General features: G+C 67.6%; 18 protein-coding genes. 9 read left to right on the top strand and 9 right to left on the bottom strand.

Annotated elements, in window-relative coordinates; translation table 11 throughout:
* Nucleotides 1-220: 220 nt before the first annotated feature.
* Complete coding sequence (locus ABS361_01320; GenBank protein XBY44974.1) at nt 221-817, bottom strand: DUF1134 domain-containing protein; 597 nt, start codon at nt 815-817, stop codon at nt 221-223.
* Nucleotides 818-1,088: 271 nt separating this feature from the next.
* Here ABS361_01320 and ABS361_01315 point away from each other — a divergent pair, with 271 nt between their 5' ends.
* From ABS361_01315 to ABS361_01285, 7 genes are all read left to right on the top strand, one after another.
* Nucleotides 1,089-1,742: a YHS domain-containing (seleno)protein gene (locus tag ABS361_01315; protein XBY44973.1), complete on the top strand. Its 654-nt coding sequence runs from the start codon at nt 1,089-1,091 to the stop codon at nt 1,740-1,742.
* 309 nt (nt 1,743-2,051) lie between these two features.
* A complete protein-coding gene (locus tag ABS361_01310) occupies nt 2,052-3,608 on the top strand; it encodes an ABC transporter substrate-binding protein (GenBank protein XBY46770.1) in 1,557 nt (518 codons plus the stop codon).
* 331 nt (nt 3,609-3,939) lie between these two features.
* On the top strand, nt 3,940-4,953 hold the full coding sequence (locus ABS361_01305) for an ABC transporter permease subunit (GenBank protein XBY44972.1): 1,014 nt from the start codon (nt 3,940-3,942) through the stop codon (nt 4,951-4,953).
* Nucleotides 4,943-5,854, top strand: coding sequence for an ABC transporter permease subunit (locus ABS361_01300; protein ID XBY44971.1), 912 nt, complete (start codon nt 4,943-4,945; stop codon nt 5,852-5,854). Before ABS361_01305 ends, ABS361_01300 begins: the two co-directional genes overlap by 11 nt.
* A 3-nt stretch (nt 5,855-5,857) precedes the next feature.
* A complete protein-coding gene (locus ABS361_01295; protein ID XBY44970.1) occupies nt 5,858-6,430 on the top strand; it encodes a hypothetical protein in 573 nt (190 codons plus the stop codon).
* 51 nt (nt 6,431-6,481) lie between these two features.
* On the top strand, nt 6,482-7,471 hold the full coding sequence (locus tag ABS361_01290; GenBank protein ID XBY44969.1) for an ABC transporter ATP-binding protein: 990 nt from the start codon (nt 6,482-6,484) through the stop codon (nt 7,469-7,471).
* The gene (locus ABS361_01285; GenBank protein ID XBY44968.1) at nt 7,468-8,502 is read left to right on the top strand and encodes a dipeptide ABC transporter ATP-binding protein; all 1,035 of its coding nucleotides are present in this window, start codon (nt 7,468-7,470) and stop codon (nt 8,500-8,502) included. The genes ABS361_01290 and ABS361_01285 overlap by 4 nt, the downstream gene beginning before the upstream one ends.
* A gap of 17 nt (nt 8,503-8,519) precedes the next feature.
* On the opposite strand, the gene ABS361_01280 is transcribed toward ABS361_01285, so the two are convergent.
* From ABS361_01280 to ABS361_01245, 8 genes are all read right to left on the bottom strand, one after another.
* The gene (locus tag ABS361_01280) at nt 8,520-9,200 is read right to left on the bottom strand and encodes a hypothetical protein (protein XBY44967.1); all 681 of its coding nucleotides are present in this window, start codon (nt 9,198-9,200) and stop codon (nt 8,520-8,522) included.
* The gene (locus tag ABS361_01275) at nt 9,197-9,619 is read right to left on the bottom strand and encodes a hypothetical protein (protein ID XBY44966.1); all 423 of its coding nucleotides are present in this window, start codon (nt 9,617-9,619) and stop codon (nt 9,197-9,199) included. Before ABS361_01275 ends, ABS361_01280 begins: the two co-directional genes overlap by 4 nt.
* 139 nt (nt 9,620-9,758) lie before the next feature.
* Nucleotides 9,759-9,956, bottom strand: coding sequence for a hypothetical protein (locus tag ABS361_01270; protein ID XBY44965.1), 198 nt, complete (start codon nt 9,954-9,956; stop codon nt 9,759-9,761).
* Nucleotides 9,957-10,064: 108 nt separating this feature from the next.
* Entirely contained in the window at nt 10,065-10,715 is a 651-nt protein-coding gene (locus ABS361_01265) for a hypothetical protein (protein ID XBY44964.1), read from the bottom strand.
* 2 nt (nt 10,716-10,717) lie between these two features.
* Nucleotides 10,718-11,842, bottom strand: coding sequence for a hypothetical protein (locus ABS361_01260; protein ID XBY44963.1), 1,125 nt, complete (start codon nt 11,840-11,842; stop codon nt 10,718-10,720).
* 107 nt (nt 11,843-11,949) lie between these two features.
* The gene (locus ABS361_01255; GenBank protein XBY44962.1) at nt 11,950-12,582 is read right to left on the bottom strand and encodes a hypothetical protein; all 633 of its coding nucleotides are present in this window, start codon (nt 12,580-12,582) and stop codon (nt 11,950-11,952) included.
* Nucleotides 12,583-12,584: 2 nt separating this feature from the next.
* Nucleotides 12,585-12,758, bottom strand: coding sequence for a hypothetical protein (locus ABS361_01250; GenBank protein XBY44961.1), 174 nt, complete (start codon nt 12,756-12,758; stop codon nt 12,585-12,587).
* Nucleotides 12,759-12,997: 239 nt separating this feature from the next.
* Nucleotides 12,998-18,061: an ATP-binding protein gene (locus ABS361_01245; protein ID XBY44960.1), complete on the bottom strand. Its 5,064-nt coding sequence runs from the start codon at nt 18,059-18,061 to the stop codon at nt 12,998-13,000.
* Between the two features lie 387 nt (nt 18,062-18,448).
* Between ABS361_01245 and ABS361_01240 the strand changes: the two genes are divergently transcribed.
* Complete coding sequence (locus tag ABS361_01240; protein XBY44959.1) at nt 18,449-18,829, top strand: phasin family protein; 381 nt, start codon at nt 18,449-18,451, stop codon at nt 18,827-18,829.
* Nucleotides 18,830-19,217: 388 nt separating this feature from the next.
* On the top strand, nt 19,218-19,772 hold the full coding sequence (locus tag ABS361_01235; GenBank protein ID XBY44958.1) for a phasin: 555 nt from the start codon (nt 19,218-19,220) through the stop codon (nt 19,770-19,772).
* Nucleotides 19,773-19,937 lie beyond the last annotated feature (165 nt).

The raw sequence follows: 19,937 nt of genomic DNA, 5'->3' as shown, positions 1-19,937 counted from the left end.
CGACAGACAGGATCCCATCGACGCCGCATCCACACGCGGACGACGAGGGGCGGACGCCACGCGCCCGACGTCTACGCTTATCCCTTCAGATGCTGAAAGAACAGAGGCCGTTGCGCCGGCCCGCGCTGAAACCGCCGCCCCGCGACGGACCGGACGGCGGGCTCTCGATCGTGGTTCGCGCCGGGGCCGGTCGCGGACCGCCGGCGCGAAGGCCTCGCGCTCAGAACGGATTCCAGGTCGCCTGCGGCGTGAACTTCAGGTAGCCGATGTTGGCGCCGAGCCGGGCACCCACGCCCGCGCGCACCGGCACGACCACGACATTGCCGGCGACCATCGCGGTCATGCCGAAGCCGCCGATCAGGTAGAGCGAGCCGTCGACCCCGCCAAAGCGCTGGAAGATCGCATCGACCGAGGGCAGGTTGTAGACGAGCATCATCGTCCGCGAACCTTCGCCGCCGAAATCCCAGCCGATCGACGGGCCCTGCCAGAACACCTTGTGGGTGCCGCGGTCGCGCGTGTGCAGCATGCCCTCGCCGTAACGCAGGCCGCCGACGATCGCGCCGCCGCCCTCCTCGCCGAGCACGTAGCCGTTCGGCTGGCCGTACTGCGACACCGCCTTCTCGATCACGGTCGCGAGCCCGCCCGCGGCGCTGCCGAAGAACTTGTGACCGGTCTGGACCAGTTCCGGCGTCGAGTAGGTGTTGCCGTAGCCCTGCTGGGCCTGGGCCGGCGCGGCCGAGACGCCGAGCCCGGCAAGGGCCAGCCCGAGACTGAGCGCGAACGCGGCAAGGACCGCCCGCGGGAGATGATGGACCATGGTCTTGTCCCCGGCTTGCTGGTTGAACCGCGCTCCGGCCTCGCCCGCCGCCGCGCCATCCCGCGTCAGACGCGGAACCTCCCGGCGCATGCGACGGCCCGGGACCGGAGGTCGCGGCCGCCCCCGTCTTAACGAGAGCCTCATTCTTCTCCGCCACGCTTCGAACCGATCGGAAGACCGGTGGGCCACGAGCGTGATCGAGACCGAATCACTGACGGCAGAGTTTAGCGGAAATCGGGCGACACCCCGGCGACGGCCGGGCGTCGCCCCGATGGCCGTGCCCGCGGCCGTCGTGACCCTGCGTCCGCGGCTCGCGATGCTCGTGCTCGCCGCGATCCTGTTCGGTCTGGCAGGCACGGCAGCGCCGAGCGCCTTCGCCAACGCCGGCGGCGGCCACGACGCACCGGCCGCCGATACCAAGAAGAAGGAAGAGGAGGAGAAGCCCCCGCCCCCGCCGCCGAAGCCGTCCTATCGCAACCTGCCGCAGATCGTGCCGAAGCCGAAGGTCGAGGCTCCGGCTGCGCTGGCGCCGGGCGACTACCGCTTCATCGCCGATCCTTTCACCGGCATCGCGCTCGGCGGCTACGATCCGGTCGGCTACTTCATCGACGGCGAGCCGGAACAGGGCTCGGCCCGGTTCCAGTACGACTGGGCCGGCACCACCTGGACCTTCGGCAACGAAGGCAATCTCGCCGCCTTCCGCGACGCGCCGACCATCTACGCCCCGGCCTTCGGCGGCCGCTGCCCGGTCGCGGTCGCCCAGGATCGCGCCACCGACGGCGACCCGCGGATCTTCGCCATCCACGCCGGTCGCCTGCTGATGTTCGCCTCCGAAGCCAATCGCGCGACCTTCCAGGAAGACCCGGACGATTGGCTGCGCCGGGCCGACGACGCCTGGAAGACCCTCTCCCACGACCTGCCTTGAACCGGTGAATTCCCCAAACGTCATCCAAGGGCCGCGTCTGGCGACAGGCAGGGTTGCGGTCGCGCGCGGGTTGGGATTTGATCGTTCGATCAGGAGCGACGGACCGGCCCGTCTCGTGCATAGCTGCGAGCGCGGGCGGACCAGCGGCTTCGCAGACGCGGCATTTCCCCAAAGCCGCGCTGCAATGTCGCCCAAAGAGTGGCCGTCGCCTGCACGATCGTCTCGCAAGGGGGCGGTCGGACTTCGATTTGGGAGAGGAGAATCCGAATGAAACGGACGTTGTTCGCCGGCGCCGCGACCCTCGCGGCCATGCTGGCCCTCGGCATGACCGGCGCTTCGGCCAAGACCCTGGTCTACTGCTCGGAAGGCAGCCCGGAAAACTTCACGCCGGCGCTGAACACCACCGGCACGTCGTTTGACGCCGCCCGCCCGGTGTTCAACCAGCTCGTCGAGTTCGAGCGCGGCACGACCACCGTCGTCCCGGGTCTCGCCGAGAAGTGGGACATCACCGACGGCGGCAAGACCATCACGTTCCATCTCCGCAAGGGTGTGAAGTGGCACTCGGGCGTCAACGGCTTCAAGCCGACCCGTGACTTCAACGCCGACGACGTCCTGTTCTCGTTCAATCGTCAGTGGAAGGACGACCACCCGTACCACAAGGTCTCGGGCGGCAAGTACGACTACTTCGACGATATGGACATGCCGAAGCTGCTCGAGAGCCTCGAGAAGAAGGACGACTACACCGTCGTCATGAAGCTCAAGGAGCCGCAGGCGCCGATCATGGCCAACCTCGCCATGGACTTCGGCACGATCCAGTCGGCCGAATACGCCGACATGCTGCTGAAGGCCGGCAAGCCGGAGCAGTTCGACCAGATCCCGGTCGGCACGGGTCCGTTCCAGTTCGTGACCTACCAGAAGGACGCGGTGATCCGTTTCAAGGCGTTTGATGCCTATTGGGGCGGCAAGGCCAAGATCGACGATCTCGTCTTCGCCATCACCGCCGACCCGACCGCGCGTCTCGCCAAGCTCAAGAAGGGCGAGTGCCATGTCGCGATCGCCCCGCGTCCGGCCGATCTCGAGGAGATCAAGAAGGACGGCAGCCTCGTGCTGATGAACCAGCCGGGCCTCAACATCGCCTACTGGGCCTTCAACACCCAGAAGCCGCCGTTCGACAAGAAGGAGGTCCGTCAGGCCTTCTCCATGGCGATCGACAAGGCCGCGATCATCAAGGACGTGTACATGGGCGCCGGCCAGGCGGCCAAGAACATCATCCCGCCGACGATCTGGAGCTACAACGACAAGATCCAGGACTATCCGTACGATCCCGAGAAGGCCAAGAAGATGCTGGCCGACGCGGGCGTGAAGACGCCGCTCGACATCGACCTGTGGTGGATGCCGGTTCAGCGTCCGTACAACCCGAACGCCAAGCGCATCGCCGAGATGATGCAGGCGGACCTCTCCAAGGTCGGCGTCAACGCCAAGCTCGTGTCCTACGAGTGGGGCGAGTACCGCAAGCGCCTGCAGCAGGGCGAGCACCTGACGGGCCAGCTCGGCTGGACCGGCGACAACGGCGATCCGGACAACTTCTTCTTCCTGCTCGGCTGCGCCGGCGCCCGTCCGGGCGGCCAGAACCTGTCGAAGTGGTGCAACAAGGAGTTCGACGATCGCCTGGTGAAGGCTCGCTCGATCTCCGACAAGGCCGAGCGCACCAAGCTCTACGAGGAGATGCAGGTCATCGCCAAGGAAGAGGCGCCGCAGTTCACCATCGCCCACTCGGTCGTCTACGAGCCGGTGCGCAAGGAAGTGGTCGGCTGGAAGATCTCGCCGTTCGGCCGCCACGAGTTCTACGGCGTCGAGCTGAAGTGATCCTGGACCGGCGGGGCTCGCAAGAGCCCCGCCGGACCTCTTTATCCACCGCGAAACGGCGGAAAACACGTCGACGTGACCCGATTCTTCGGGAAACGGCGTTTCTCCGGCCTTGCGCGACCTGATACCTTTGGCTAATGCGCTGCGCTTCACCGGATCGCCGATCCGGGCCGCCCGCAGCCGGCCAGACGTTCCGCCCATTCACACGGGATCCGAGACGCCGCCGCCTGGAGCGCGCCCGCCGGCCCGGTCGTCCGCCCGACCCCTCGCCCGGCCGTACCCGACGGCTGGACGCTCTCACCGGCCCGACAGCCCGACACAAGGGACGGAGATGCTGAAGTACTTCCTCCGGCGCGTGATGCTCACGCTGCCGACCTTCTTCGCCCTGATGTTCGTGACCTTCGTCGCGATCCGCCTGGTGCCGGGCGATCCGGTCGAGGTCCGTCGCGGCGAGCGCGGCATCGATCCCGAGCGCCTCGCCCTGCTCCGCCACGAGATGGGCCTCGACCAGCCGATCTGGAAGCAGTTCGCCGACTATGTCTGGCATCTGCTGCACGGCGATTTCGGCACCTCGATCGTGACCTCGGAGAAGATCACCACCGAGTTCTTCACGCTGTTCCCGGCGACGGTCGAACTGTCGCTCATGGCGATGCTGTTCGCTGTCGTGATCGGCGTGCCGGCCGGCGTGATCGCCGCGGTCCGTCGCGGCACCGCGGCCGATCACGTGGTGATGGGCGGCTCGGTGGTCGGCTACTCGATGCCGATCTTCTGGTGGGGCCTGCTCCTGGTCATGCTCGTCTCCGAACGCTGGGGCCTGACCCCGGTCTCCGGCCGCATCGATCCGATCCAGTATTATTTCGATCCCGTCACCGGCTTCATGCTGATCGACAGCCTGCTCTCCGGCCAGGAGGGCGCCTTCGGTGACGCGGTGCATCACCTGATCCTGCCGACCATCGTGCTCGGCACGGTGCCGCTCGCGGTCATCGCGCGCATCACGCGCTCCTCGATGCTTGAAGTGCTCTCCGAGGACTACGTGCGCACGGCGCGGGCGAAAGGCCTGTCGCCGTTCCGCGTCGTCGGGCTCCATGCGCTCAGGAACGCGATGATCCCGGTCGTGACCTCGATCGGCCTGCAGATCGGCACGCTGCTCGCCGGCGCTGTGCTGACCGAGACGATCTTCTCCTGGCCCGGCATCGGCAAGTGGCTGATCGAGAGCATCGCCCGCCGCGACTATCCCGCGCTCCAGGGCGGCATCATGCTGATCTCCTCCATCGTCATCGTCGTCAACCTCGCCGTCGACATGCTCTACGGCCTGATCAATCCGAGGCTCCGCCATGCCCGCTGACACGACCGCAGCCCCCGCGGCCGCGCCCGCGTCGAAGCCGCCGAGCCAGCTCGCCGAGTTCTGGGGCTCGTTCTCCGAAAACCGCGGCGCCGTCGCCGGGCTCGTGATCATCGTGGCGATCGCGCTGCTCGCGATCTTCGCCGATTGGGTCGCGCCGCATTCGCCCTATCTGCAGTACCGCGAGGTGGTGAAGCTGCCGCCGGTCTGGGACGACGGCGGCCAGTGGCGCTTCGCGCTCGGCACCGACGCGCTCGGCCGCGACCAGCTCTCGCGGCTGATCCACGGCGCGCGCATCTCGCTGTTCATCGGCGTGGCGGTGATGTCCGTCTCGGTCGTGATCGGCGTCGTGCTCGGCCTCACCGCCGCCTTCGCCGGCGGCGTGGCCGACATGGCGATCATGCGCGTGATGGACCTGATCATCGCGATCCCGAGCCTCGTGCTGGCGATCCTGGTCGTCGCCGTGCTCGGCCCGAGCCTCACCAACACGATCGTGGCCGTGACGGTGGTCTATCTGCCGCGCTACGTCCGCCTGGTGCGCGCCTCCGCGCTGTCCGAGATCGGCAAGGATTACGTCACCGCCGCCCGCACGGTCGGCGTCGGGCGCCTGCGACTGATGTTCGTGACCGTGCTGCCGAACTGCCTCGCGCCGCTGACGGTGCAGGCCGCGCTCGGCGTCTCCGATGCGATCCTCGAGGCCGCCGCGCTCGGCTTCCTCGGCCTCGGCGCCCAGCCGCCGATCCCGGAATGGGGCTCGATGCTGGCCGACTCGCGCGAATTCATTCGCTCCGATCCGTGGATCGTGACCCTGCCGGGCCTCGCGATTCTGATCACGGTCGTCTCGATCAACCTGATGGGCGACGGCCTGCGCGATGCGCTCGATCCGCGTCTGAAGCGGGGGTGAGCGATGGAGACGGCGATCGTCGGTCTTCTGAGTGCGGTGATTGGGTTGCTCGTTTCCAACGGCCTGACCCGGCTCTTGGAGCTGCGCCGCCGCCGCGACCGAACCCTCGACCTCGTCACCGCTCTCCATGCCGAGATCGCCGCCGGAACCCGGACCGCGTCGCTGCAGACCACGGCTTCGGAAAGCCGCTACGCCGAGACAAACCCGGTTCCGTTCGGCCCGGCCGACGAGACCGACTTCGTATTCGCATCGATCAAGGACGATCTGACGATCCTGCCGGTCGAGGTCGTCCACGAGATCGTGCTCTACTACAAGCTCGCCGGCCAGTCGAACCTGTACACGGCCGACCTCAAACACCCGCTGTTCCTGGAACAGTCGGCAGAAGAAAAGCAGAAATACGTGCGAAACCTGATCGCCCTCATGAACGATCAACAAGGAGCTGGGCTCGCGGCGCTGGATGCGATCGAACGGTATGGCATGAGCCACGGCCTGCATCTCGCCGCGAAGCGGGCACCCGCGTCAGCGGCGATCGACCAGGGGACGGATCGGACCGGTCATCTCGGACCTCCCAAATGATCTCTGATTGACGACATGACCTCAATATAGGCGCTGATCGGAAAGAATCCCATGCCCCTGCTCGAAATCGAGAACCTCTCCGTCGACTTCGAAACCCGCTCCGGCCTGTTCCGCGCGGTCGACGGCGTGTCGCTGAGCGTCGATCCGCGCGAGATCGTCTCGATCGTCGGCGAATCCGGCTCCGGCAAGTCGGTGTCGATGCTGGCGATCATGGGGTTGCTGCCGCCGACCGCGCGGGTCTCGGCCTCGAAGATGCGCTTCGAGGGCGTCGACATGCTGACGCTCAGTCCGCGCGAACGGCGGCGGGTGATCGGCAAGGACGTCTCGATGATCTTTCAGGAGCCGATGACGTCGCTGAACCCGTGCTTCACGGTCGGCTTCCAGATCGGCGAGACCCTGAAGACCCACCTCGGTCTCGGCCGCGCCGAGCGCAAGGCCCGCTCCATCGAACTCCTGTCGCTGGTCGGCATCCCCGAGCCCGAGCGCCGGCTCGCCGCCTTCCCGCACCAGCTCTCCGGCGGCATGAGCCAGCGCGTCATGATCGCCATGGCGATCGCCTGTTCGCCGAAGCTGCTCATCGCCGACGAGCCGACCACCGCGCTCGACGTGACCATCCAGGCGCAGATCCTCGACCTGCTTCTGAAGCTGCGCGACGAGCGCGGCATGGCGCTGGTGCTGATCACCCACGACATGGGCGTCGTCGCCGAGACCGCCGAACGCGTGATCGTGCAGTACGCCGGCCGCCAGGTCGAAGAGGCCAAGACCGCCGACCTGTTCCGCGACCCGCATCATCCCTACACCGCCGCGCTGCTCGCAGCCCTCCCCGAGCGCGCCACCGCCGATCTGCTGCCCTCGATCCCCGGCATGGTGCCTGGCCAGTTCAACCGGCCGCCCGGCTGCCTGTTCGAGCCGCGCTGCGCCCATGCCTTCGATCTCTGCCGCACGACGCCGCCGGTCAAAGCGCCGGCCGAGCTCGGCCGCGCGCTCTGTCACACGCCGCTCGTCGAGGGCCGCCCCGTGAGCCCCAAGGTGCCCGCATGACCAACACCCGCACCATCCCGTCCGCCGCAGGCGCGCCCGTGCTCGAGGCCGTCGACCTGCAGCGCACCTATTCGGTCAACCGCGGCCTGTTCGCCCCGACCGGTTCGGTCAAGGCCGTCGCCGGCATCTCCTTCACGCTGGCGCCGAAACAGACGCTGGCGATCGTCGGTGAATCGGGCTCCGGCAAGTCGACGCTCGGCCGCATGCTCACCCTGATCGAGCCGCCGACCTCCGGCCGGCTGATGATCGAGGGCCGCGATGTCACCGGCATCGCCGGCGCGAGCCTCAAGGCGATGCGCCCGACGGTGCAGATGGTGTTCCAGAACCCCTATGGTTCGCTGAACCCGCGCCAGACCATCCGCGCCGCGCTCGAAGAACCGCTGCTGGTCAACAACACCGGCATGAGCGCGGCCGAGCGGCGCGAGGCGGCGATCGCGATGATCGCGCGCGTCGGCCTGCGTCCCGAGTTCGCCGACCGCTATCCGCACATGTTCTCCGGTGGCCAGCGCCAACGCATCGCCATTGCGCGCGCGCTGATGCTCCGGCCGAAGATCGTCGTGCTCGACGAGCCGGTCTCCGCGCTCGACGTCTCGGTACGCGCGCAGATCCTGAACCTGCTCGGCGAGTTGCAGGACGAGTTCGGCCTCGCCTATGTCTTTATCAGCCACGACCTGTCGGTCGTGCGCCACATCGCCGACGAGGTGCTGGTCATGTATCTCGGCCGCGTCGCCGAGCACGGCTCGACCGAGGCGGTGTTCGCCGACCCGCGCCACCCCTACACGCGCGCGCTGCTCTCCGCGACGCCGATGGCCGATCCCGAGCGCCGCAAGGAGCGCATCATCCTGAAGGGCGAGTTGCCGTCGCCGTTCAATCCGCCGAGCGGCTGCGTGTTCAACCCGCGCTGCCCGATCGCCTTCGACCGCTGTCCGACCGAACGCCCGGAGCCCGGCGGCGAGAACGGCCACCTGACGGCCTGTTTCGCGGCCGAGCCGGTGCTGGCGAGCGGCCGCAAGGAGGGCGCGGCGGCCTGAGCCGTCGATGCCGGCGCTCACCCATCTATCTCGACCGGGAACGGCGAAGGTTTCCAGAGGTCTTCGACCTTCTGGTTCCTGACCGTATAAGCCTCCCATTCGTGCAGCACGCGCGCGACACCGGCGCGGTCGCGCGCGTCGATCGGCGGGCCGAGTGTGTCGATGTAGTCTTGCTCCTTCGGCGACAGCACGCGGCCCACACGCCGAAAACGCACCAATGCCTCGTCGACCGCATCGAAATCGCCGAGCGCCGCATCGACGAGCATCTTGAGCGGGTCGCGTGGGCCGAGCCCGAGGAGCGGATTGGGCGGATCGCTGAAGACGGTCAGGCCGGTCTCCGCGAAGGCTTTGAACTGCTCGATCGTGTGAACCCGATCGAAGACTGGAAACACGATCGCCTCGAGTTGCGCAATGAGACGATCTTCGACCCCCGGCGTGTGGACGCTCCGCCGTTGAGGTTCCATCAGGAGGCCACCGTATTTGAAGCCGAGGGACGACATCGGCAAGAACATCGGGACGATCGCCCAAAAGACGCGAAATTCCCCGCGCCCCGTCTGATATCGATCGAAGATGATCACCTTGGCCAGATGGTCGACCGGGTTCACATAGGCCGTGCGCCGCTTGAGCATGAGTTCAGAATGCCGAGCCATCAGCGGACGGGTGACCTTTCGGATTTCGGCAGCGGTCACCATGATCAAGGCCTCATCTCTGTAATGATGATGCGATCGAAATTTTTGAAGTTTTTGGCTGCGTGACCGGCGAGCTGGAACATGCGCGACATAGTCAGGCCAGAGCGACCAGTTTTCGTATCGTATATGCAGACGACACGCCCTACCTGCTCCAATTCATCGACCCGCACGGTGGCCGGTTCCCCATATTTTGCAGCGGACCCATCCAGGTTCAGTGAGAATTCGGTTTTAACATGGGCAAGACTTGGCTCAGCCTCGACCAACTCCTTCACCCTCATATGAATAGCCGTGCCCCGGCTCTGCGGCGTCCAAGGCCCGTCCGTGCCGAGCCCGGCATCGATCTGCTCACGCGCCTCGGTGGTCAGCTTCTGGATCGCGTCATAGCTCGGGCAGACGCCCGAGATTTCCTCGCGCGGTATGGTGCGCACCTGGGGTTTGACGAGGTTGCCGTCCTTGTCGAGCGGAAAGGCCGTCGACCGCTCGACCCTCGATGACCGGGGGTCAGAACCGGATCTGGATCCGCGAACAGCCTGTTGTAGAGCGTGATCGCGGCGCCGAGACCGAGCGTCACCCCGGCTCTGAGGTCCACCGCGATGTCTCGCGCCACGATACCGGGCATGAACGCCGCCGGTACGACCGCCGCATCGCCAGATGGTACCGCAAATCCGCAACCGCGATCCGCGCCTTGGCAATGTCACGTCCGAACGCCTCCACCTCGGCGGCGAAACGCGCGGCTTCCTCGTTCCGGTCGTTGAACGAACGCATGACGATCTCCAGTCTTCACTGGAGACACCATACAACCCATCAAAATACAATTAAAGGTTGATATCCGGGTGACTTATCCCCGGCACGCCGGCGATCGGGCAGCTACGCTCACACCTCGCTCTCGACCGGGAAAGGCGTCGGCTCCCAGTATTTCTCCAGCTTCAGCGCCTTGATCCGGAACGCTTCCCATTCGTGCAGCAGCCGCGCGATCCCGGCCCGGTCGCGCGCGGAGATCAGCGGTGCGAGGGTTTCGGCTCTCTGCTTCTCCGCCGCGTAACCGGTGCGATAGCCGAAAGGACCGTCGAGGTATTCGTCACAGAAGCCGAAATTTCCACGGGCCACGGCCAGCAGGAAAGAAGCGCCGGAATATCTTTGCCATCCGTAGGTCGGTTGCGGGCGGCCTTCGAGGAACCTGTCCAGCTCGTCGAGCGATCCGATCCGATCGAGCGGCGGCAATGCCTCGGCCTCCATCAGATCCCAAACCCGCTCGGCGATGCCGGGCGCCGACACGTCCCATCCGGCGCCACGGCTGACTTCCGGCAGGAGCGGCCAGCCTAGAGGGGCCGTCGGCTCGAAGGTCAAGGCCACCCCCCAGTGCACATAGAAGGGACCTGGCCCCCAGTATGAGGGCCTGATCACGACGGCGCGTATGACATGCCGGATCGGCGTCAGGAAGAAGCGCCGCCGCTTGTAAAAAAGATCCGCCCGTCGACGCGCCAACGGTGCGAGCACCTTTTTGATGTCGCTTTCACGGGTCATGCTCAGGGCCTCACTTCCGAGAAGATGATGCGAGAGCCTTGGGGAAAGTAACCTCTGGCATGGCGATACAGCCTCGCCATACGAGGGACGCTCAGATCAGCTTTGCCGGTCTTGATATCATGGATACAGATCGTCCCGTCGTTTCCGTACGCGAATACGTCTGTAGCGACGCTGCCGAGGGGCCGGTTTTCAAACCGATCCCCCTGAAGAAACGATTGCTCGACGGGATACTCGGGATAGTTCGCTCTGAATTCATTGGCGACCTCGAAATGAATTTTCGTGCCTCGATCCTGCGGCGACAGCCGGACAAATCGACTATCGACATCGGCCGCAACCGCGCTGACGACCCGCTGCACCTCGGCATAGGAAGGACACAGGACCTTCAGTTCCTCGTCGCCGACCGTCCGCGAACTCCCGATGACATCGGCGAGACTGTCGCTCGGGTCGTTGAACGCCCTCGGCCGCGCCTCGAGCGTGAGGATCGGCTGCGGGCCGCCGGCGTAGTCCTTGGTCAGCCGGTCGTAGGTCGAGAACGCGTTCGCGAGATCGCGATCGAGCAGATGCAGCTCAGGATTCTCGAGCAGATAGTCCAGATTGTCCCGCAGAAACGAAGGAACCCGCGATCGGTCGGACGGCTGAACCTGCTCCGGCGGCAGGATCTGCTCAGGGTTCTGCGGCGGCCGAGGCTTCGAAGGCACCGGAGCCAGGAGCGGCGGGAGCAAGGGCATTCGAAACAGCGGGTTGAACTGGACCGGCACCACGGTGCCATCGCCCTCCCGCCCGCTCCACGCCGTCGCGGGATAGCCCGTCCCCGCGCCACCAGGCCCAGCGCCCCCAGTCCGCGCGGCATCGGTCCCCGCGCTCTCCCCGGCCCCGCCGGTCGAGCTCCACTGGCCGCCATCCGGATGGCCGGCCGGCACGCGCGGCTGGCGCGGGTCGAAGCGGCGCTCGATCGGGCGCGGGCCCGGTCCGTAGCGCCGGGCGATGTCGGCGCGCACCCGCCGCATCGCCAGATGGAACCGCAAATCCGCAACCGCGATCCGCGCCTTGGCGATATCCCGCCCGAACGCCTCCACCTCGGCGGCGAGACGCGCGGCTTCCTCATTCCGGTCGTCGAACGAACGCATGACGATCTCCAGTCTTCACTGGGGACACCATACAACCAGTCAAAAACAATTAAAGGTTGATATCCGGGTGACTTATCCCTGGCACGCCGGCGATCGGGCAGCGACGCTCACCCTTCGCTCTCGACCGGGAATGGCGACGGCACCCAGTATTTCTCCAGCTTCAGCGCCTTGATCCGAAACGCTTCCCATTCGTGCAGCAGCCGCGCGATCCCGGCCCGGTCGCGCGCGGAGATCAGCGGTGCGAGGGTTCGCTCGCGCTCTTTTCGCTCCTTGAAGTCGGAGGGACGGGCGAGCCGGGCATCGAGATACTGGTCGCAGTAGGTGAAATCGCCGCGTGCCGCGGCCAGCAACAGAGTACTCTCACTGTCGGCCGACCCACGATCTTTGACGAACCGGTCGAGGTCGTCGAGCGTTTCGATCCGATGGAGCGGCGGCAATGCCTCGGCTTCCATCAAATCCCAGACACGCTCGGCGATGCCGGGCGCCGAAACATCCCATCCGGCGCCGCGGCTGACCTGTTCTCCGTAGCGCCAGCCCAGATAGGCTATCGGCTCGAAGGTCAAGGCCACCCCCCAGTTTACATCAATGGGACCGGGGCCCCAGAACGATGGCTTGATCCAGACGTTGCGAATGAGGTGTCGGATCGGCGTCAGGAAGAAGCAGCCCCGATTGTAAAAAAGATCCTCGCGCCGCCGCGCCAACGGCCCCAACACTTTCTTGATCTCTCTTTCACGGGTCACGCTCAGGGCCTCACTTCCGAGAAGATGATGCGGATGTCGGCGCGCGCCCGCTGCATCGCCAGATGGAACCGCAAATCCGCAACCGCGATCCGCGCCTTGGCAATGTCACGTCCGAACGCCTCCACCTCGGCGGCGAAACGCGCGGCTTCCTCGTTCCGGTCGTTGAACGAACGCATGACGATCTCCAATCTTCACTGGAGACACCATACAACCGATCGAAATACAATTAAAGGTTGATATCCGGGTGACTTATCCCCGGCACGCCGGCGATCGGGCAGCGACGCTCACCCTTCGCTCTCGACCGGGAATGGCGACGGGTTCCAGATGTCTTCGACCTTCTGGTTCTGCACGATGTCAGGCGTGGAGCACGCGCGCGACACCGGCCCCGGTCGCGCGCGTCGATCGGGGAACTGCCTCAGTTCGCGAGCACCCGCGTCACCGGGAAGGTGATCGTCACCAGGGTGCCCTGGTTGACCGCACTGTCGATCTTGAAGCTGGCGCGGTTCGCCTCGGTCAGCGCCTTGGTCAGCGGCAAGCCGAGGCCGGTTCCGGCACCCTTGGCACGCGCGGTGTGGAGCTGGCGGAACGGCTCGAGCGCGGTCTCGATCTCCTTCTCGGTCATGCCGTAGCCGGTGTCGCGCACGCGCATGACCACCTCGCCGGTGTCTTCGAACGAGGTCGACACGATCACTTGGCCCCCGGCCGGCGTGAACTTGACCGCGTTCGACAGGAGATTGAGCACGATCTGGCGCACCGAGCGCGGATCGGCGACCACCGGGGGCACGCTCGCCGGCAGCGAGGTGCGGATGATGATCCGCTCGCGGTTCGCCTGCGGCTGCATGATCGCGACGCATTCGGCGAGCAGTTCGCCGAGGCCCACCGCCTCGAAGCGCAGATCCATCTTGCCCGCCTCGACCTTCGACAGGTCGAGAAGGTCGTTGATCAGGCTCATGATATGCGTGCCCGACGTATGGATGTCGCGCAGGTAGTCCTTGTAGCGATCGTTGCCGATCGCGCCGAAGCGCTCGTCGATCATCACCTCCGAGAAGCCGATGATGGCATTGAGCGGCGTGCGGATCTCGTGACTGATCTTGGCCAGGAAGTCCGACTTGTGCACGCTCGCCTCCTCCGCGCGCTTGCGCTCGGCGGTGAGGTCTTCCTCGGACTTCTTCCACTGCGTGATGTCGCGCAACACGGCGCAGAACTTTGCGCTGTCGCCGGCCGAGATGCGGCCGATCGTCATGAACAGCGGAATGAGCCCTTCGGGCGCCACCTGGCCGATCACCTCGCGACCGTCGTTCAAGACGCTCGCAACGCCGTTGCGGGCGAGCCCGTCGAGATAGTCCATCGCCGAACGACGGCTCTCGGGCGCCAGCAGGCCGGAGAGCCCCTTGCCGACCATCTCCTTGCGATCCATGCCGAACAGCGCTTCCGCCGCGCGGTTGCAGGCGAGCACCGTGCCGTCGACCGCGAGCATGATCACGCCGTCGGTCGCGGTGTCGACGATGGCTTCCAGTTCGGCGACCCGGTCGAGCGCCTCGTGCAGGGCGCGCCCGCCGGCCTCGCCGGCAACGGCCGGCGCCGGCAAGGCCGGAATGGCGACCGGTGCACGATCGTCGAGCCGATCGAGCGTCAGCATGAGCCCGGTGCCGCCGTTCCACGGCACGGTGGCGAGATAGGCGTCGACCGGCACCACGCTGCCGTCCTTGGCGAGAACCGGGATCGGCTGTGTGCCCTCGCCCGCGCTCCGCCGCGCCGCGTGCGGCCCGGCGAACATGGCGTCGAGCCCGCCTGCCCCGACCAGTTCGGCAAGATCGGCATAGCCGAGCAGCTTCAGGAACGCGTCGTTGGCGTAGTCGATCCGCTCGTCATGGATGATGGCGGCCGCGAGCGGCAGCCGATCGAGCAGACGCGCGTCCTGCTGGCGCGCAGGTGAAGGCTCTTCGACCGATGCAAGCGCCACCGGCGCGACGGCGGTTTCGGCCGATGCCGACGCCTGCGGTTCGGGCGTGCCGGAAAGGTCCTCGGCATCCGCTGGCGAGACCGGCTCGGCGGCAGGCGCATGCGCCCCGTCAACGGGCTCCGCCACGGCATCGTCGATGAAGCCTGCCGGCGCATCGACGGGCCGGTCGCCATGAGCCTGCGTCGCCTCGGCGTCGGCGCCATGCGCCGGCGCATCCGGCGCCGGCGTCTCGGCGGGAGCCTGCGCAATCGTCGCCTCGACGGACGACGGAGCGGCCTCGGAGGGCGGCGTCGCCGCCGGTTCGGCAGGATCCGCCGTCTCGGTCGTTACCGCCGCAACGGACGCAGGCGCCTCGAGCGCGACAGTCCCCGCAAGCGCCTCTTCGGCGGGACCACCGTCATGCGCAGCCGGCTGTGTCGCATCGGCCGCGACCGATGGCTCGGTGGGCGCGGGATGCGCCGCCTCGCCTGCAGGCGACTTCGCCTCCGCGCGCGCGGCCGGTTCGTCGCCCTCGATCCGGGCACCGAGGGCTTCGGCGATCTGGCGGAACGCGACGCGCTCCGGGCCGGAGAGCCGGTTCGTTTCGGGAAGCAGCCGCGTCGCCGACGCGAGCGTGACGATCTTCGAACCGGTCTTCGACGGCAACGTGGTGACACGCGTCGACGCAGCCGATCCCGCTTCGGGGGCGGAAGCGGCCGAGGCATCGGCAGGGCCGATGTGCGACGCTGGCGGAGACGCGGCCTGCCCGGGCGCCGAAGGTTCGGAAACCGACGCTTCGGAACCCGTGACCTCGGAGGCGGTCTTTTCCGACGCCCCAGCTTCCGGCGCCGCCACCTCCGCGATGTCGGCTTCGGTAGCGGCGACCCCGTTCGTGTGGTCGGCCGCGGCGGGCTCCTCCGGCGACGGGATGGACGGCTCGATCGACGCGGCATCGGAGGCGCCGTGGCCGGTCTCGATCACCGCAGCCGGGTGCACATCGGCAGGCGCCGGTTGGTCCGGCGCCTCCACGAGGCCGGTCGCGCCTTCGCTCTCCCGATCCGCTTTGGCCGACGTCTCGGCCTCACCCGCGGGGGCCGCGGCCATACCGGTGCCGACCACGTCCGAACGAATCGCATCGGACGCATCGGACAGGACGTTATGCGGCGTCTCGGTCGGCGTCTCATGCTCGGCATCAACGCCATCGCGCATCGGCGCTTCCGACGCCGGTACGACGTCGGCCGCCGCATCGCGGCGCGGTTCGGCGGCGCCCGCCGCTGGAACCACGCTGTGCGCGCGCATGGACGAGAAGCCGAAGGCCGCGGCCATGGTCACTTCGATCGCGCCACGGCGCGGCGGCGCGACGACGGGCGCCGGCAAAACAGGGACAGCCCCGTCGGTCGAAACGACTTCCGCAGCCGCGACGGCGCCGCCGTGCTCGGTCGCCGAGCCTTCCGAAACGGCAGATCGATCGGTCGCCGGCGCGTCGGCCTCGGCGTGGGGCGGGGTTTCCGGCTCGGCAGCCATCGGCGCGACGGTCGCCGCGTCGGCGACCTCGGGCTCGGACGGTGCGGGCGCGATGGACAGCGCGGCGTCGGCAGCGACCGCGCTCTCGCCGGTCGCGGCCGGCTCGATCTCGGAGGTGGAATGCTCAGCCGTCGCGTCCTCGCCGGCAGCCATCTCCGGCGCGGTGTGCTCTTCAGCGACGCCATGCCCGACAACAGGCGAAAGCGCCTGCACCACGCCGACCACACCAGCGGTCGCCACGGCGCCTTGCGCCATCGCCTCGGTCCCGTGCGTCGCGGCAGCGTTCGCCGGCCCGGCATCGACAGTTCCGGCCGCAACCGTGGGCGCAGCCTTCCCATCAGACGGAGTATGCTCGTCCGACGGAGCCGGCGCCCCGTCGCCCTCCTCCGCGACGGCAACGGCGCCCGCGAGGATCAGGCCGAAGCCGGTCGGATCCGGCACGGTCTCGTTCGCGCGGATCGTGCCGAAACCGCGATAGCCCTCGAAGCTGCGCGAACGGCCGAAGGCCGGCAGCGCGGCGAGATCGACCGGTACGCGCAGGGCCTCGCCCTCGACCGGCCAGAGCGCCGTGCGGCCACTCCAGGTGTCGCGGCGGTCGAGCGAGCGGGCGATGCCGCCGTCGGGATCGAGGCCGTAGGCCGTTGCGACCTCCGACCAGGTGCGGCCGACGATGTCGGCTGCGCGCGGGCCGACCGCCGAGGCGAGCAGATCCGAGACGAAGGTGAAGCGCCGCTCGGCGTCCATCTGCCAGGCGAATTTGATTGTGCGATCCGAGGCACGGAAGCGGAAGCCGCTCGGCGCCTCGGCCACCGTGTCTGGAGGAGCGGTCGTCGGCTCGAGGCCCGGCCCGGCTTCGGCCGGTGCGCCAACCGACGTCCGTCCGGTGGCGAAGCCGATCGCCTCGCCGAGCTCGGCCTCCGTCATGGCCGGATAGGGCTGCGACGGCGTCGCGGTCTCCAAACCGGCGAGCAGCACCGCACTCGGCGGCTCGACCGCCACCACCGGATGATCGACCGGCAACGCCTCGGCCAGGAACTCGACCGATCCGGGTTCGCCGTCCGCGTCGGCTTCCGACGCCGCCCCCGTGGACGCGTCGCTCATCAGATGATCGCGGTCGAACACCGGCGGCGGCGTCTCAGCCGCGGGAACGACGAATGCAGAGTAGGCATCAACCGCGCCGACCGTCCCAGTCCCGCCAGGAACGAGCTCGCCAGGAACGAGCTCGACAGGAGCCGTATCCACGAGAGGCACGTCGTCAGCCGCAGCCGCTTCGCCTTCGGCGCTCGCGACCGGAGCCACCGGGCTCTCGGCTGACGCATCCTGGCTCGCAGACATGGCCGGGGCCGGGCGCACGCCGCCGACATAGAGCAACCGGCGCACACGCCCCTCGCCCGGCACGGTCACCACCGCGACATCGCGCGCGGTGCCGGCCTTCTCGACCGTCGCCGCATGCAGCGGCAGATGGTCGGCGGCCTCGACGATGGCCTCGATCTCTTCATGCGCGTCGTCGAGCACCCCGTGATCGCCGCTCGCCGCCAGCACGTCGCCCTCGGCATCGAAGGCCGCGACCAGGCCGTCCGCGCCGGTGAACCCGTCGAGCGCCGCGCCGATGTCGCCCACCTCCGCCGAACGCGTGCCGGCCGCTTCGAAGGTCAGCAGCACGGCGACGCCGGCCTCCGGGCTCGCAGCCTTCTCGAGCCCGATCTGGACCAGCACAGGCTTGAAGCCCTGGAAATAGCGCAGCAGCTCGGATGCGGTCGCGCCAACCTCGGCGTCGGCCGCGAACCGCGCGACCCGATCGGCGAGACGGGCGTCGAGCCCGGCGACGGCCCCACCGACCGCGGCGCGGCGCGCCTCCGCCGTGGTGGCGCCGATGCGCGCGAAGCCGCCGGCGTTGGCGGCGAGCAGCGTGCGGCCGTCCTCCGCGAAAACCAGCAGGGGCCGACCGTCCTCGAACCGTCGGGCGACGGCGGGCAGGGCCGCGAGCGAAAGGATCTCGAACCTGGTCTTCATACCGTCCCCTGGTCCTTCCGCACCATTTCCGTCCGGACCACCCCGGCTCCTTCCGGACCATTCCGGCATCGCCCGCGCCCCGCGCGAACGCCGCGATCCCCGACCGATCGGTCCGGGTCCGATCCGCTGCCACCCCCGGGCGACCGTCGGCAACCACGATCGGCGACGATCACGCGAGCTGCGGGGCTGACGGCCCGGTTAACCGCGCATTAATATAAAGGAACGGTGATCCTGGTCCATCGGCTCGGACCGGTCCCGGTGCGGTTCCCGTCGAGACGGTTAACCGCGCGATGTTGCAATGCAGCATTATGTTGCATTGCAACATGATCAGTCGTAACAAGCATCCGGTTCGCCATCCGGCGCGCCGAACCGACAGGGAGGAACACCATGGCTGCCGACAAGTTCGAGATCCCCACCGAGATGCGCGCCTTCGCCGAGAAGAGCGTTGATCAGGCGAAGAAGGCGTTCGACGACTTCATCCATGCCACCCAGCAGGCGGCCAGCAAGGCCGAGACCTCGGCCACGACGATCCAGGCCGGCGCGCTCGAGATGAACCGCAAGGTGCTCTCGCTCGCCGAAGAGAATGTCGCGGCGGTGTTCGAGCATGCTCAAAAGCTCGTGAAGGCCAAGAACCCCGAGGAAATCGCCCGCCTGCACAGCGACTTTCTGAAGGCCCAGATGGCGACCTTCGGCGAGCAGGCGCGCCTGATCGGCGATGCCGCCGCCGCGACCGTCAGCGGCATCGCGGAGCAGGCCAAGAAGGGCTGATCCGCTGCGTCGATTTCGGAAGGAAGGCCGGCGGCACCCCGTGTTCGCCGGCCTTTGCATTCCTGAGCCGGCGTGCGCCGAAGGCGCTGAGGTCATTGCCGGATCGACCACCATACCGCCCGCTCCAGGGCCGGTTTCGCGCCGGATTTCGACCGCCCGAGCTCGACCGTGACAGTTGTGCGATGCGGAATTATGTTGCACTGCAACACGAATGGCGCTATATAAGGCTCGAGGGCGATCGACGGATCAGGAAGTCCATCGATCGAAAGCGTGGGTCGGCAGACCCTTTCCGGACCGACTGCACGCCTCCCGCGCGCGGCCGAGTGCGGGTCGCGACCGAGAACGGAGCCGGACGCAGCTCCGCGAGGACAGTCCAGGAGAGATCGACATGACCGATATCAAGACCACTCCCGAGCCGAAAAAGACCGTCAAGGCCGCCCCGGCCGCCGAGAAGGTGACCGCCGAGGCGCCGAAGTTCGAGTTCCCGAAGTTCGAGCTGCCGAAGTTCGAAATGCCGAAGTTCGATTTCGCCGCGATGCCGTCGGCCGAGGTTCCGGCCGCGTTCCGCGACATGGCCGAGAAGAGCGTCGCGCAGGCGAAGGCCTCCTACGAGAAGATGAAGACGGCTGCCGAAGAGGCGACCGACCTGCTCGAGGACACCTATGAGACCGCCCGCGCCGGCCTGCTCGAGGTCAACGTGAAGACCCTCGACGCGATCAAGTCGAACACCGACGCGACCTTCGGCTTCGCCAAGGACCTGCTCGCGGTCAAGACCCTCGCCGAGGCCGTCGAGCTGCAGACCGCCTTCGTGCGCAAGCACTTCGAGGCGGTCACCGCCCAGGCCAAGGACCTGCAGGCGTCGATCCAGAAGGTCGCCACCGAGACCGCCGAGCCGGTCAAGGAAGCCGTCAACAAGACCCTGAAGGACCTCAAGGTCGCCTGACGCGGCCGGTCGTCCTTGCAAGACATCCGGTTCGGTCGCCCGCGCGTTCCCGCGCCGCGGCCGAGCCGTGACGATGCCTCGACCGAGGATGCCTCGACCTCCGGCCCGGCCGTTTCGACGGTCGGGCCTTTTTATGCGGCGATCCTTCGCTTCAGTCGCCAGACT

The sequence above is a fragment of the Ancalomicrobiaceae bacterium S20 genome (genome assembly GCA_040269895.1).
In the GTDB taxonomy this organism is placed as follows: Bacteria; Pseudomonadota; Alphaproteobacteria; order Rhizobiales; family Ancalomicrobiaceae; genus Methyloraptor; species Methyloraptor flagellatus.
This window is presented reverse-complemented; position numbering and strand designations above follow the sequence as displayed.